Here is a 17,626-nt window from a genome sequence, read left to right on the forward strand (position 1 = left end):
TTAGAAGTTCGCTTGCGTTGTTGTGCTAGAAGATGAAACAAATTGATAACTATCAAAATCATTCCATTTTATAGCCAATGGGTTTGCATAGGCTTGATGTAAGGCCTTTAGCAAGAGCGAGGGATTAAGTTCAATGACTTTAGACACGGTCATCTCATGGCTAAAGAATAATTGCGGTGTCAGCGCGGGAACAAAGAATGTGCGCACGTCAAAAATGCTCATGGCATTATCGTTATACAAAGAACTGAGTTGAACAACACGCATGGAATGTGGCGTATCATGCAGGATAATGCTAGGGAAGGAAGCCAACCAGTTACCACCCGTATCACCCATCACGGTTTGCGAACCCAGTTCTAAACCATTTTCACCGTAGAGAATAATTTCTAAGGTTGTTCCCGGTGCGACCATACCGCTATAAATTGGGTAAATGGGTAAAGGGGGCAATGAATACTGTAGATTACTGTGTCTAAAGTAGAAGTAGTTAGTGTCTTCTCTATCGCCACGTATTTCGTCATACCCTCTATGATTTGTAAAGACGCTATATTCATAACTGCGTAACTGATTTGTGTCCGTAGCAACTGCAGTTGCACCATTTTCCAGTTCGACAATAGCCGTATTGGTTAAAGATGCGCCTGTAGAAGGCGCTGATAATGTAATTGTCACCGTTTGCTCGGCATGAGCCGTGAGAGTCATGGTATCAAATACAATATTGCCATCTGCATTCAATTCTCCGCCATTGCTTGCACTGATAAATACGCTACCGTCAGGCAGGAAGTCGGTAATAATGACCTGTTCCGCCGTGACATCACTAATATTGCTGATAGTGATGCTATAAGTTGTTGTTTGTCCTGACACGATAAACTCGCGTCCATCGGTTTTTTCAATCAACAGCGTGGCTTCTTCTGTGGTTGAACCGTCGTTTCGGATATAACCGAAGTCCACTTCATCGTGGTTTTGTTGTTCTTCAGTAATATCTAGCGTGGTTTGACCAACACCGATGGATTGACCTTTTTCAATTCCTTTTAACTTACCGTTATCAATTCCATCAATGACTTCAATCTTATAACGTCCTAGTTCCAAGTTTTCAAACTGATAATGACCATTTTCATCGGTAATGGTGATAAAGGTTTGATTATCCTCAAGCGTATCAAGATTATTGTCTAAGCCACCCCATGTAAGTTTGACGGTTACGCCTGCAATGCCGTGTTCATTCTGATCTTGGATGCCATCACCGTCTTCATCAAACCAAATATAATCACCAATTTTGATATTTGGACGATACAAGCCAAAGTCAACCGTATCAATCAATTGGTTAGACCCCAAATTGACAGGATTGAAACTATTCGGCGTTGTGACTTCCAAACCATTAGGAGGCACAATGGAAACTTTGTAATTACCCGCTTCTAGGTTATCAAACAGGTATTTACCGTTACTGTCTGTGGTTGTGGATAACGTAAAATCATCCGCCGTACCGAATACACCATCTTGACCCGCACCTGTTAAAGTCACGGTTAAGCCCGCAACGGGAAGTTCATCCGAATCTTGTACGCCATCATTATTCGCATCAAGCCAGACATAATCACCAATTGCGCTAAGCGGTCTGTACAAGCCAAAGTCCACCGTGTCTATGTCTTGGTCTTTTGCGAGTGTGACGGGATTGAAGCTATTTGGTGTTGTGACTTTCAAGCCATCGGGAGGCACAATGGAAACCTTATAATTACCTGCTTCTAGGTTATCAAACAGGTATTTACCGTTGTTGTCTGTGGTTGTGAATAACGTGACATCATCCGCCGTACCAAATACGCCATCTTTTCCTGCACCTGTTAAAGTCACAGCTAAGCCCGCAACAGGAAGTTCATCCAAATCTTGTACGCCATCATTATTCACATCAAGCCACACGTAATCGCCAATTGAACCTGTGGGGTTATATAAACCAAAGTCCACTGTGTCGATATGTTGGTCTTTTGCGAGTGTGACAGGGTTAAAGCTATTTGGTGTTGTGACTTCTAATGGTGATGTAATGGCTACTTTGTAATTACCTGCTTCTAGGTTATCAAACAGGTATTTACCGTTGTTGTCTGTGGTTGTGGATAACGTAAAATCATCCGCCGTACCAAATACACCATCTTTTCCTGCACCTGTTAAAGTCACAGTTAAGCCCGCAACAGGAAGTTCATCCAAATCTTGTACGCCATCATTATTCACATCAAGCCACACGTAATCGCCAATTGAACCTATGGGGTTATATAAACCAAAGTCCACTGTGTCGATATGTTGGTCTTTTGCGAGTGTGACAGGGTTAAAGCTATTTGGTGTTGTAACTTCTAATGGTGATGTAATGGTTACTTTGTAATTGCCTGCTTCTAGGTTATCAAACAGGTATTTACCGTTACTGTCTGTGGTTGTGGATAACGTAAAATCATCCGCCGTACCAAATACGCCATCTTTTCCTGCACCTGTTAAAGTCACAGTTAAGCCCGCAACAGGGGTTTCATCTGCGTCTTGAACACCGTCTTTGTCTTTGTCATTCCACACGTAATCGCCAATTGAACCTTTGGGGTTATATAAACCAAAGTCCACCGTATCTATGTCTTGGTCTTTTGCGAGTGTGACGGGGTTAAAGCTATTTGGTGTTGTGACTTCTGAACCTGTTGGCGGTGTAATGGCTACTTTGTAATTGCCTGCTTCTAGGTTATCAAACAGGTATTTACCGTTACTGTCTGTGGTTGTGGATAACGTAAAATCATCCGCTGTACCAAATACGCCATCTTTTCCTGCGCCTGTTAGCGTGACAGTTAAGCCCGCAACGGGTGTTTCATCTGCGTCTTGAACACCGTCTTTGTCTTTGTCATTCCACACGTAATCGCCAATTGAACCTGTGGGGTTATATAAACCAAAATCCACTGTATCTATGTCTTGGTCTTTTGCGAGTGTGACGGGATTGAAGCTATTTGGCGTTGTGACTTCTGAGCCTGTTGGCGGTGTAATGGCTACTTTGTAATTACCTGCTTCTAGGTTATCAAACAGGTATTTACCGTTGTTGTCTGTGGTTGTGGATAATGTAAAATCATCCGCTGTACCGAATATGCCATCTTTTCCTGCACCTGTTAGCGTGACGGTTAAGCCCGCAACAGGGGTTTCATCTGCATCTTGAACACCGTCTTTGTCTTTGTCATTCCACACGTAATCGCCAATTGAACCTGTGGGGTTATATAAACCAAAGTCCACCGTATCTATGTCTTGGTCTTTTGCGAGTGTGACGGGATTGAAGCTATTTGGCGTTGTGACTTCTGAGCCTGTTGGCGGTGTAATGGCTACTTTGTAATTGCCTGCTTCTAGGTTATCAAACAGGTATTTACCATTGTTGTCTGTGGTTGTGGATAACGTAAAATCATCCGCCGTACCAAATACGCCATCTTTTCCTGCACCTGTTAAAGTCACAGTTAAGCCCGCAACAGGGGTTTCATCTGCGTCTTGAACACCATCTTTGTCTTTGTCATTCCATACGTAATCGCCAATTGAACCTGTGGGGTTATATAAACCAAAGTCCACTGTGTTTATGTCTTGGTCTTTTGCGAGTGTGACGGGGTTAAAGCTATTCAGTGTTGTGACTTCTGAACCTGTTGGTGGTGTAATGGAAACCTTATAATTACCTGCTTCTAGGTTATCAAACAGGTATTTACCGTTACTATTGGTCACTGTGGATAATGTAAAATCATCCGCTGTACCAAATACGCCATCTTTTCCTGCGCCTGTTAGCGTGACAGTTAAGCCCGCAACGGGTGTTTCATCTGCGTCTTGAACACCGTCTTTGTCTTTGTCATTCCATACGTAATCGCCAATTGAACCTTTGGGGTTATATAAGCCAAAGTCCACTGTGTCGATATGTTGGTCTTTTGCGAGTGTGACAGGGTTAAAGCTATTTGGTGTTGTAACTTCTGAACCTGCTGGCGGTGTAATGGAGACTTTGTAATTGCCTGCTTCTAGGTTATCAAACAGGTATTTACCATTGTTGTCTGTGGTTGTGGATAACGTAAAATCATCCGCCGTACCGAATACGCCATCTTTTCCTGCACCTGTTAAAGTCACAGTTAAGCCCGCAACAGGGGTTTCATCTGCATCTTGAACACCGTCTTTGTCTTTGTCATTCCACACGTAATCGCCAATTGAACCTGTGGGGTTATATAAGCCAAAATCCACTGTGTCGATATGTTGGTCTTTTGCGAGTGTGACGGGATTAAAGCTATTTGGTGTTGTGACTTCTGAACCTGTTGGCGGTGTAATGGCTACTTTGTAATTGCCTGCTTCTAGGTTATCAAACAGGTATTTACCGTTACTATTGGTCACTGTGGATAATGTAAAATCATCCGCTGTACCAAATACGCCATCTTTTCCTGCGCCTGTTAGCGTGACAGTTAAGCCCGCAACGGGTGTTTCATCTGCATCTTGAACACCGTCTTTGTCTTTGTCATTCCACACGTAATCGCCAATTGAACCTGTGGGGTTATATAAGCCAAAATCCACTGTGTCGATATGTTGGTCTTTTGCGAGTGTGACGGGATTAAAGCTATTTGGTGTTGTGACTTCTGAACCTGTTGGCGGTGTAATGGCTACTTTGTAATTGCCTGCTTCTAGGTTATCAAACAGGTATTTACCGTTACTATTGGTCACTGTGGATAATGTAAAATCATCCGCTGTACCAAATACGCCATCTTTTCCTGCGCCTGTTAGCGTGACAGTTAAGCCCGCAACGGGTGTTTCATCTGCATCTTGAACACCGTCTTTGTCTTTGTCATTCCATACGTAATCGCCAATGCTGCTGTTACCCTTTGGTTTATTTAGCCCAAAGTCAACCGTATCAATAGTTTGATTTGTTGATAAATTAACAGGATTGTAGCTGTTGGGCGTGGTAACAAAGGTATCTGTGGGCGGCACAATACTGACTTTGTAAAGCCCAGCATCTAGCTTGTCAAAATTATATTGACCTTTTGCATCCGTAATGGTGGTTGCTTTTGTGTCGTCTGCCGTGCCGAATACGCCATCTTTACCCGCACCCGTTAAAATCACGCTAATGCCACCAACACCTATTTCATTCGGGTCTTGTATGCCATCACCATCGGTGTCTTCCCATACGGTGTCGCCAATCTTGCCTGTGCCTGTTGGTTTGTTTAAACCAAAGTCTATGGTGTCGATTTGTTGGTTTTTCCCTAAAGTAAACGCATTAGCACTATTAGGTGTTGTAATTGACATGCCCGAAGGTGGGGTTATCGTGACTTGATATTGTCCTGCTTCTAGGTTGGTGAATTGGTATTGTCCTACGCCGTTGGTTGTTGTGGTCATCACCAAATCGTCAGCCGTGCCAAACAGGTTATCTTTACCCGCGCCCGTGAGGGTAACGGTAATACCTGTTACACCTGCTTCATTTGGGTCTTGTACACCGTCGCCATTAATATCGTTCCAAACGGTATCGCCAACACTGCTGTTGCCTTGTGGTTTGTATAAACCGAAATCAATTGTTTCAATGTGTTGTCCTGTTGTTAGGGTGAACACATTGAGGCTATTGGGGGTGGTTAAGGCTGTGCCGTTGGGGGGGGTGATACTGACTTGATACAATCCCGCGCTGACTTTATCAAATAGGTATTTACCGTTGTTATCCGTTGTTGTCGTCGTTAGGGTGTCGTCAACTGTGCCAAAAATACCATCTTGTCCTGCTCCTTTTAGGGTAACGAGCTGGTTTGCAACACCTGTTTCATTGGGGTCTTGGATGCCGTCGCCGTCGGTATCATTCCAGACGGTATCGCCAATTGAGCCTGTTCCTTTGGGGGCAGTCAGTCCAATGTCCACTGTGTCAATTTGTTGTCCTTGACTTAAGCCAAATGGGTTTAAACGGCTAGGGGTGGTAATGCTCATGCCAGTGGGTGGAATGAGTGATACTTGGTATTCACCTGCATTTAAGCCGACAAATTGATAATGTCCATTGCTGTCTGTTGTGGTGCTGGTGCTTAGGTCATCTGTTGTTCCAAAAATGCCATCTGCACCTGCGTTGGTGAGTTTAACGGTGATTCCTGCTAATCCTGCTTCGTTGGGGTCTTGTATGCCATCGCCATTAATGTCGTTCCATACGGTGTCGCCAATCCGTCCTGTTGGGGGCTGGATTGTTGTGCTGTGTAGCCCAAAGTCAGCCGTATCAATTTGTTGTTGCGGTGTGAGATTGAGGCTAATACTTGGCGGTGTTGTTAAATTGCTCCCCGCTGGCGGTGTGATGCTAACGGTGTAGTTGCCCGCATCTAAACTTGTGAAACGGTATTGACCATTGCTATCTGTTATGAGGGTTTGGTTAATATCGTCGGTTGTGCCATAAACACCATCTTTTCCCGCGCTGGTTAAGGTGACGCTAACCCCTGCAACGCCTATTTCATTCGGGTCTTGGATGCCGTCTTGGTCTAAGTCGTTCCAAACGGTATCGCCAATGCTGCCGATAGGGGTTGGACTGTATAAGCCAAAGTCTGCGGTATCAATATTTTGTTGTGGCGCAAGGGTAATATTGACGGTGGCAGGCGTGGTTAAATTACTGCCTGTTGGTGGTGTAATGTTTACGCTGTAATTGCCTGTATTTAAATCTGTGAAATGATATTGTCCGTTGCTGTCGGTTGTTGCCGTTTGAGTGGTATCGTCGGCTGTACCAATAATGCCGTCTTGACCTGCACTTGTTAGGGTAACGGTGACACCAGCAACCCCTGTTTCATTCAGGTCTTGGATGCCGTCTTGGTCTATATCATTCCAGACGGTGTCGCCAATGCTGCCTAGTGTAGGGCGATAGCCAAAGTCAATATCGTTACGGGTTTGTCCTGTGGCTAATGTTAGGGTACTTGTGCCTGTGCCAATGGATTGTCCGCCTGCAAAGGGGCTTAAATCATTGGTAACACCTGTAACGCTGACTTGATAAACACCGGCGGGTAAGTTTTCAAAATGATACAGGCCGTTACTATCCGTTGTGGTGGTAAATATGAGGTTGTCAGCCGTAGTATTTAAATTGCCGTCCGCACCTGCCCACACGGCTTGTATGGTCACACCTGCAATGCCTGTTTCACCCGCTGTTTGTAAGCCATCGTTATTGCTGTCTATCCATACATAGTCGCCGAGTGAGGCGGTATTTTGTGGTTTAAACCCAAAATCAATGGTGTCTATTACTTGGTCTTTTGCCAAGCTCACAGGATTTAAGCTGTTGGGGGTTGTTAGGGTAAGCCCTGATGGGGTTGTGACGCTGACTTGATAGCTATTCGGCGGTAAATTGTTGAATAGATAGTGTCCTGTGCTGTCTGTCGTGGTCGTTACATGGGTATCATCGGCCGTGCCGAGTATGCCGTCTGTGCCTGCACCTGTGAGTGTGACGGTAACGCCACTGAGTGGTAATTCATCCGCATCAACCACGCCATCGCCATCATTATCTAGCCAGACGGTATCGCCAATGCTGCCTTTATCTGTCGTAGTCGTTACTCCAAAATCAACATCTAGTTTGTTGGTGCTGGCGGGTAGTGTAATGGTTACGGATGTGCTACCGACGGATTGCGCACCTTGGGTAATGCTTGCACCAGTGGGCAGACCTGCGCCTAGGCTGACTTGATATTGTCCTGCGGGCAAGTGGTCAACTTTATAATGTCCTGTGCTATCGGTAACGGTGTTAAATATTACATTGTCGGTGGTGGTGGCTAGATTGCCGTCTAAACCCGCCCATGTAATTTGTACTGCAACGCCTGCAAGTCCTGCTTCTGTCGCGTCTTGAATACCGTCTTTATCCGTATCAAGCCAGACATAATCGCCTAGCGCGCTGTTTCCCCGATAACCAAAGTCGACATCTTGCTTGCTTTGGATATTGTTTAATAAGAAGGGGTCGCTGCTATTGGGGGTTGTTGTACTCACGCCTGTGGGAAGTTGGCTGGTGTTGACTTCTACACGGTATAAGCCTGTTGGTAACCCTGTAAATTGATATTGTCCTGCGCTATTGGTTGTCGTCGTGCGTAACACATCATCGGCTGTACCTAACACGCCATCAGCACCTGCTTCACGTAAGGTAATACCAACATTTGCTAAGACAGGTTCACCCGCATCAAATACGCCATCACCGTCGTTGTCTAACCATAGTTGGTCACCCACTGCGCCTTGTGCGATGGGAGTTGCGTTGTACTGGTAGCCAAAATCAGCGAGCAGATAGGTTTGGTTTTCTGCCAAGCTGACTAATAAGGGGTCATTATGCGTGGTGGAACTGTAACTATTGAGTTTGCTTCCTGTATCCGTCACATCAACAAAGTATTGTCCAGCAGGTAAGTTGTTAAAGCTGTAATGTCCTGTGGTATCCGTTGTTGTCGCTGTGATTAATGTATCGCCACTGTCTTTTATACCGTTGTTATTACTATCACGGTATAAGCTGAGGGTAACACCTGCAATACCTGTTTCACTGCCGTCTAACACGCCGTTGCTGTTGGTATCTTGCCAGACTAAATCACCAATACTTGCTGTTTGGCGTTGATAGCCAAAGTCAGCATCAATATAGGTTTGTGCGGGCGCGAGGGTGACAGGATGCGGGTCTGTTCCACCTGTTAAGACATAACCACTTGGCACACCTGCATTTACATCAACGAGGTAACTGCCTGTTGGTAACTTGGTAAAGTTGTAATGTCCTAAGGGGTCTGTTGTGGTGGTCGAGACTAAGCTATCGCTCGCATCATAAACACCATTGGCATTATTATCGCGGTAAAGATTGACTGTAACGCCTTCAAGCCCTAATTCGCCTGACTCGGCAATCCCATTGCCATTTTTATCTTCCCACACATAGTCGCCAATACTGGCCGTTTGTGGGTCGGTGTAGGGGTAGTCAGCATCGTTATAATCTTGACCTGATGTGACAGTAACGGTTTTTGTTTGTGGTGTTGATGCAATCAATCCTGTTAAGGCGTTATTTGTGTCTGTCACGCTGACAACGTATGTGCCTGCGGATAGTTTGGTAAAGTCGTAGTATCCATTAATGTCGGTGGTAGTGGTTGCAATCAGCGCATCGCCAAAGGTCAACGTGCCGCTGCTATCATCATCACTGTATAAGTTAATGGTGACACCCGCTAAGCCATAATTCCCTGTTGTTCCAAATTCATTGGTTTCTTGTACACCATCACCATCATCTAACCAGAGATAATCGCCAATACTGGCGTAGCGTTGATAAGCAAAATCGACCGTATCCACATTTTCACCCGCAGTTAATGCAACTGCGTGTGGGCTTGCCATGGCTTGACCGCCATTAATGGATTGATAGTTGTACAGTACATTTGCCGTGTCAGTAACAGCAACTAAATAGTTATCAGCGGTTAAATTATCAAACAGATATGCCCCGCCCCCTGTCGTGGTTTGGGTATCCAGCACTGTGTCGATGCCCGCATCTAACACGCCATTATTGTTCACGTCTTTATATAAGGCGACGGTTACACCATCAATGCCGACTTCGCCCACATCTTTAGTGCCGTCACCATCCGCATCGTGCCACACCAAATCCCCAATGCTGGCATCACTTTGTTGATAGCCAAAGTCGGCAGTTGTGACGGTTTGTCCTGCGGTCAACGTTACTGTGTTTTTATGGTCTTTGGTCGCATCAGGGTCACCTGTTTGGGTAAAACCTGTTGGCGGGGTGATGACAACTTGATATTGTCCTACAGGCAGATTGTCAAAGCTGTAATGACCTGTACTATCCGTTATCTGTGTATCAACCGTAACATCATCCGCTGTGCCTAACACACCATCTGTTCCAGCCGTTTTTAGGGTAACGGTTACGCCATTAATCCCAACTTCGCCGGTGTCTTGCACACCATCACCGTTGGCATCATTCCACACGGTATCCCCTATACTGCTTGTTTTAGGGTCAGCGTAGCCAAAATCAGCCGTGTTATTGGTTTCGCCTGCATTAACTGTAATGGCTTTGGTTTCGGGGGTGGTTGCTGCGTATAAACCCAGCACATTAGCGGTATCGGTAACAGTGACTAAATAGCTACCTGCCGCCAATTTTAAGAAATGGTAATTTCCATTTGCATCGGTGGTTTGCGTTGTAACTAGTGTGTCACCCGCATTGAATATACCATCGTTATTCACATCTTTATAAAGTGCAACCGTAACACCTGCAATGCCTGATTCACCCACATCTTGCGTGCCGTCACTGTCTAAATCACTCCAAACAGTATCACCAATTTGCGCAAGTTGTTGATAACCAAAATCAACTGTGTCGATAGTTTCTGATGCGTTTAAAATCAGTGCATGACTGTTATTCTTGGTTGCATCAGGGTCAGCCGTTTGGACGTAGCTAGCTAGCACGCCTGTGGTGGTGACATCAACACGATATTTGCCCGCAGGCAGTTGGGTAAATTGATAATCACCATCACCGCTGGTTATTTGAGTTGCAACGGTGGTTTCATACGTACCATTGTTATCGTTATCTTGCAGTAATGTGACAGTTACACCATTAATGCCGACCTCACCGACATCTTGAATACCATCGCCGTTGGTATCACTCCAAACACGGTCACCAATCACACTGGCTTGTAATTGATAGCCAAAATCTGCTGTTGTAACGGTTTGCCCTGCATTTAACGTGATTTCATGCTGATGGTCTTTGGTCGCATCAGGGTCACCTGTTTGCCCATAATTTGGCAAATCACTGCTGGGGTTAGTCATTTCTACACGATATTTGCCTGCATCTAAGCCCGTAAAGCTGTAATTTCCTAACGTGTCGGTGGTTGTCGTGCTGGTGGTGTCATCCCCTGTGCCAAAAATGCCATCAGTACCTGCATTACGTAATGTTACAGACACGTTAGCTAATCCTACTTCTCCCGTATCTTGTACACCATCACCATCCGTATCATTCCATACACGGTCGCCAATACTCGCGGTTTGGGGGTCATCATAGCCAAAATCTGCATCGGTAAAGTCTTGCCCTGCCGTTAAGGTAACAGGCATCGGTTCAGCACCTTTGGTGCTACCGCTGGTAAATGTATCGCCCTGCAATATACCTGTGGTATCAACATCCACTAAGTATTTGCCCGCAGCCAGCCCTTTGAATTCATATAGACCATTCGTATCGGTACTTGTGACCGCAAGGCTTATATCACCCGCATCAAGACTGCCATTGCCATTTGTATCGCGGTATAGCGTGACGGTAACCCCCGCAATCCCCGCTTCACCGCCATCAACTATTCCATCGGCATTCGTATCATTCCAAATTAAATCGCCAATGCGAGCATCGCGTTGTTGATAGCCAAAGTCCACTGTATTAATGGTTTGTCCAACGTTTAGGCTAAGCGCGTGTTGTTCATCAGCAATGCTATCAGGGTCTTTTGTAAGGGCAAAGGAACTAAGGACATTGGCTGTGTCAGTAATGACAACTTGATAAGTCCCTTTGGTTAAGCCTGTGAAGTGATACGCACCACCGCTAGCCGTTGTTGTGGTATCTACGACAACATCATCACCCGTACCAAATAAGCCATCTGTCCCCGCTGTGTGCAGTTCTAGGGTTACACCATCAATGCCTGTTTCACCCACATCTTGCACACCATCACCATCAGCATCATTCCATACATAATCGCCAATACTGCCTGTTGCGGGGTCATTAAAGCCAAAATCAGCAGCGGTGTCGTTTTCCCCCGTAGTGAGGGTTTTCGCATAGCTATTTGTACCGTAAGTTTGTGATAACCCGGCAAGTACGCCAAAACTATCGGTGATTTTGACAACATAACTACCGACATCTAAATTACGGAAGAGATACGCACCGTTTGCGTCCGTTAAGACCGTTTTTAGTACGCTGTCTGAACCGTTAATAATGCCATCGCCATTATTGTCTTTATATAAAGCAAGACTGACATTAGAAAGCCCTGTTTCACCCACATCTTGTATGCCATCACCGTTTGCGTCTAACCACACATAATCGCCAATACTGACTTGTTCACGATAACCAAAATCAGCGGTGCTGATAATTTGTGTTGGTGTTGTAATATTCGCAACAAAAGGTTCGTTATTCGTAGTAATTTTATAATCGGTGGGTAGGGTAGATTCATCCACGTTGACCAAATAGCGACCAACCGTCAACTCTGCAAATTGATAGTAGCCATTTGCATCCGTTATGTGACTGGTAATTAATGTATCGCCAATATCCAACACTCCGTTGCTATTGGTATCACGGTACAAATCAACCTGTACACCTGCTAATCCCGTTTCAGTAACATCTTGTACGCCATCACCATCAACATCGTGCCAAACATAATCCCCAATGACTGCCGCTTGTTGTTGATAACCAAAGTCGACCGATACAATATTGCCATTAGCTGGCAAGGTGACGGCTTGCGGGTCTGTTCCACCCGTGAGGATAAAACCCGTTAGTAAGCCTGATGTGTCCGTCACATCAACCAAATATTTACCTTCAGGCAGATGATTAAATTGATATATACCACTGGCATTAGTTGTTGTCGTGGTAATTTTGACATCACCCGCATCCAATAAACCATCATTATTGCGGTCTAGGTATAAATCGATGCTTATGCCTGCAGCACCTAATTCGTTTACATCTTGGAGAGAATTACCGTTGCCATCATTCCAAACATAATTACCAATTGAACCCGTGCCAACAAAACCAAAATCAGCCGTCAGATAATTTGTGTTATCTGTTAAAACAATATTGGCAAAATTACCAGCCGTGGTTAAATTCGCACCACTGACACTGCTAGGCGTAACGGTTGCCTTATAATCCGTCCCTGCTGGCAAACCCGCAAACAAGTACTTACCATCATTATCCGTTGTGGCTGTTGTCGTAATGGTTGCGCCGTTAAATGTCCATGTCAGGGTGATTTCTGCGTTGGGCAAGCCTATTTCGCTGGCATCTTCTACACCATCCGCATCAAGGTCTAAAAAGACCTTATCACCAATGCTGTTTGTACCGACATAACCAAAGTCAACAGCCACTTCATCTGTTGTATTCGTAAGCGTTACCGTCGCTTCATTAACAGTAGCAATACCATCATAATCAATGGTTGGGGTTAAACTGGTTAAATCCGCACTGTCTAACACCACTTTAAACGTACTGGCCGGTAAATCCGTAAAACTGTAGAAGCCATTCGCATCTGTTGTCGTGGTTTTATACGGCGTGACCAAATCCGCTGGGTCTAGCACATCATTTGCGCCCGCCCAATATAAATTTACCGTCACATTCGGAATGCCTTTTTCATTGGCATCCTGAACACCGTCGCCGTCGAAATCAAACCACACATAATCCCCTAGCGAGTTGGCATTACTGCTGGTTTCTGTCGGTGCGCTATCGCTATCAACGTAATTGTTTAAACCACCAACACCATTGCTACCATCACGCTCGCCTGTTGGCGTACCGCTACCTGTTGGTGTATCTGAACCTGTTGGATTACTGGTTGTGCCACTGCTGGGTAAACTGCTGTAGCTGATATCGGCAACGTTATCCAACGCTGTTGATGGGCTTGTATCGGCTTTAACAATCGCCTCAATTTCTACCGTAACACTTTGTCCAACTGCCAATTCAGAAATGAGAACTTCTGCATTATTGTCGGTAAAGTTTTCATTAATAGTAATGTCACTCGAATTTAACGCAGGTGAGGAAGCTGTAACGCGGGCATCAACTAACTCTAAAGACCCATCAAATGGCGAAACTTTATCCGCATCATCTAAAAAGTCTGTGAGCAAGACATCATACGCAGATGCAGTACCCGTGTTGCTGTAAGTGATTTGGTAAACGATGGTATCGCCTATATCAGGCGGTGTGGCAGTACTAGATTTAATCGTTTTAGTTAAGTTACTGATTTCAGGCTCAACTACCGTTACGCTTGTTAAATCTGATGTTTTACTGTCATCTGGCGTGCTGTCTGCATTTTGGTCATACGTTAATGTAAACGTATTGTCTAACGTATTCCCTGCTTGATTACCTGTCTCATTCAAAACCAGCGCATTAAACTCAATAACCACAAACTCTTTATTACTATTGAGATTACTATTTGTCAGCGTGCCAAATTTAAAATAAATATCCGTACCCGACGCATAACCATCACTGTTCGTACTGACACTGGTGGAAATATTTGCATCAGGCAACAAAGCCGTCAGTGTAATCCCGCTTAACGTGGTTTCATCACCCGTGATTTTTAAACCGGTCAACCCGTTTAATGTTGTATCACTAGTATTGATATTACTAATATTTGTACTGACAAATGCAACTGTTGTCGTATCATCATTCAAGAACTGCAACCCAGCGGGCAGATTCTCCCGAATTTGCAAATTCGACATAGCACCTTCATAAACTTCAGCAACCAAGCGATAACGAACAATTTCCCCAATCGTCGCGTTACTACCCGTTGTCCCTGCTTCTGAAGTAGCAACAATCGTTTTTTCTAAAACAGGGTTAAATACCTCACCAAAGTTATTATCTGTACCAACCGTACCCGCCACTAAGACCAAGCTGCTAAAGGTATCGCTACCGGTCGTCCCCCCCTGTGAACCGATAGTATCAATACCATCATCGAAGCCATTTGGCTGGGTTTCCGTAATGGTGTAGCCTGTTGCATCGCTTGGACGCAACCCATCAAAGGTATAAAGACCATTCGCATCAGTTGCAACCGTTACATCAACCGTATTACCCACATCATCCGTGCCTGTTAAACGCACGGAAACACCCGCAATACCTGATTCTGTCGCGTCTTTTACACCATCATTATCAACATCGTTATACACATAACCACTTAAACTGGTTTGCTTCAACTCGCCAAAATTGTAATTAACGCCTGTTGTACCTGAAGAATTACTAACGACAACCCCCGTGATTTTATCATCACGCACCGTTGGCGTTTCTGAAGAAGCACCACCAAACGGCGTTCCTGCCGTATCCTTACCATCTATATAAGCACTTGGATGTGTTTGAGTTAAAATATAACCCGTTGCGTCACTAGGGCGTAAATTCGCAAATTCATAATAACCAGTTGCATCTGTTGTCGTGGTTTTAGAAACGGCATTCCCTAAATCATCTGTTCCCGTCAAAGTAATCGTAATATTTTCAATCGGGGCTTCACCAGTATCTTTTACGCCATCATTATTATCATCTTCATAGACATAACCCGATACAGTACTCGCTAACACTTCACCAAAGTTATAACCTGTTGCGTTATCACCCGAACCAATAGTAATAGTGCTGATTTCATCATTAACCGTGCTGTCATCGCCACCATTAGAGCCTGCGGAATCCTTACCGTCTAAATATCCCGTTGCCTGCGTTTCCACAATCGTATAAGAACTGCCCGCATTGATCGCAAAGAAATATTGACCATTACTATCCGTAACTGTAGTCGCAATCGTTGTACCGCCAGCATCCTTCAGCGTGAGACCAACCCCTGCAATACCCGTTTCACCCGCATCAATAACCCCATCATCATTCAAATCATGAAACACTGTTCCGCTAATGCTCTCAGGATATTGCAAACCAATATCAACATTGGTTATATCCGTACCAGTGGACAAGGCAATCGTTGCCGTTTTCCCTGTGCTAGTGTCCACATCACTATCCAGTGCATCATCAGCACCTTGATTCGCAGAGGAAATATTCATCGTTGCAGGTTTAGTGACTTTAACGATGTAATTGCCCGCAATTAATTTATTAAACAAATAATTACCATTGGCATCCGTATCCACACTTGCCAATAGCGTCGTGCCTGTACTGTCATACAAACTAACGTTGACATTAGGCACACCCGCTGTTTCCGTCGCATCCTGAATACCATCCGCATCATAATCTAGCCACACACGGTCGCCAATGCTGCCTGTGCCTGTGTAAACATAGCCCGCATCAACTGTTTGGTTGTTTTGACCCGCCGTTAAGGTGATGGTGTCGCTGATGTTTGTTGGGTTTATATCGCTGTCGGTTGCGTCGTTTCCACTTGCTGCGTCTTTGCTGGTCGGGGTGAGGCTGGCTGAAACACCGCTCACTTGGATTTTGTAATCGCCCGCTGCTAGACCGTTGAAAACGTATTCGCCGTTGCTGCCTGTCAATACCGTCGCTAAGGGGTTGTTGCTGTTGTCTAAGAGGGTGACGGTTGCACCGCTAATTCCAATTTCGCCTGCGTCTTGTACGCCGTTGGCGTTGGCATCGATAAAGATGAAATCGCCTATGCTACCTGTACCGTTGAGGGTTAGCCCTGCGTCAACATCGGTGCGGTCTTGTCCTGTGGTAAGTGCAATGCTGGAAATCACGCCTGAGTTGTCCGCATCGCTGTCTAGGTTGTCATTTCCACCCACATTGGCGGTTGTGAAGCCTCTACCTGTCGGGGCAATCACTTTGACGGTGTATGTGCCTGCACTGAGATTGTCAAAGAGGTAGTTGCCACTGCTGTCGGTGTTGATGCTGGCAAGTAGGGTTGTGCCTGTGCTGTCGTAGAGTTGTACGGTGACATTTGCAACGCTTGTTTCGCCCGCATCTTGAATGCCGTCTGCATTGGAGTCTAGCCATATACGGTCGCCAATGCTGCCTGTGCCTGTGTAAACGTAACCCGCATCAACTGTTTGGTTGTTTTGACCCGCCGTTAAGGTGATGGTGTCGCTGATGTTTGTTGGGTTTATATCGCTGTCGGTTGCGTCGTTTCCACTTGCTGAGTCTTTGCTGGTCGGGGTGAGGCTGGCTGAAACACCGCTCACTTGGATTTTGTAATCGCCCGCTGCTAGACCGTTGAAAACGTATTCGCCGTTGCTGCCTGTCAATACCGTCGCTAAGGGGTTGTTGCTGTTGTCTAAGAGGGTGACGGTTGCACCGCTAATACCAATTTCGCCTGCGTCTTGTACGCCGTTGGCGTTGGCATCGATAAAGATGAAATCGCCTATGCTACCTGTACCGTTGAGGGTTAGACCTGCGTCAACATCGGTGCGGTCTTGTCCTGTGGTAAGTGCAATGCTGGAAATCACGCCTGAGTTGTCTGCATCGCTGTCTAGGTTGTCATTTCCACCCACATTGGCGGTTGTGAAGCCTCTACCTGTCGGGGCAATTACTTTGACGGTGTATGTGCCTGCACTGAGATTGTCAAAGAGGTAGTTGCCACTGCTGTCGGTGTTGATGCTGGCAAGTAGGGTTGTGCCTGTGCTGTCGTAGAGTTGTACGGTGACATTTGCAACGCTTGTTTCGCCCGCATCTTGAATGCCGTCTGCATTGGAGTCTAGCCACACACGGTCGCCAATGCTGCCTGTGCCTGTGTAAACATAGCCCGCATCAACTGTTTGGTTGTTTTGACCCGCCGTTAAGGTGATGGTGTCGCTGATGTTTGTTGGGTTTATATCGCTGTCGGTTGCGTCGTTTCCACTTGCTGAGTCTTTGCCAGTTGGGGTGAGGCTGGCTGAAACACCGCTCACTTGGATTTTGTAATCGCCCGCTGCTAGACCGTTGAAAACGTATTCGCCGTTGCTGCCTGTCAATACCGTCGCTAAGGGGTTGTTGCTGTTGTCTAAGAGGGTGACGGTTGCACCGCTAATTCCAATTTCGCCTGCGTCTTGTACGCCGTTGGCGTTGGCATCGATAAAGATGAAATCGCCTATGCTACCTGTACCGTTG

At 45.6% G+C, this 17,626-nt stretch carries 1 protein-coding gene (only partly in view); it reads right to left on the minus strand.

The annotated features are described in order from the left end of the window. A protein-coding gene (locus AL038_RS09610; RefSeq protein WP_062152269.1) for an SdrD B-like domain-containing protein crosses the window boundary here: on the minus strand, window positions 1-17,626 show its 3' portion. 10,007 nt of this gene lie beyond the right edge of the window; only the last 17,626 of its 27,633 coding nucleotides appear in the window; its start codon lies beyond the right edge, outside the window; its stop codon occupies window positions 1-3.

Origin of the sequence: Beggiatoa leptomitoformis (genome assembly GCF_001305575.3) — a bacterium.
Classification (GTDB): domain Bacteria; phylum Pseudomonadota; class Gammaproteobacteria; order Beggiatoales; family Beggiatoaceae; genus Beggiatoa; species Beggiatoa leptomitoformis.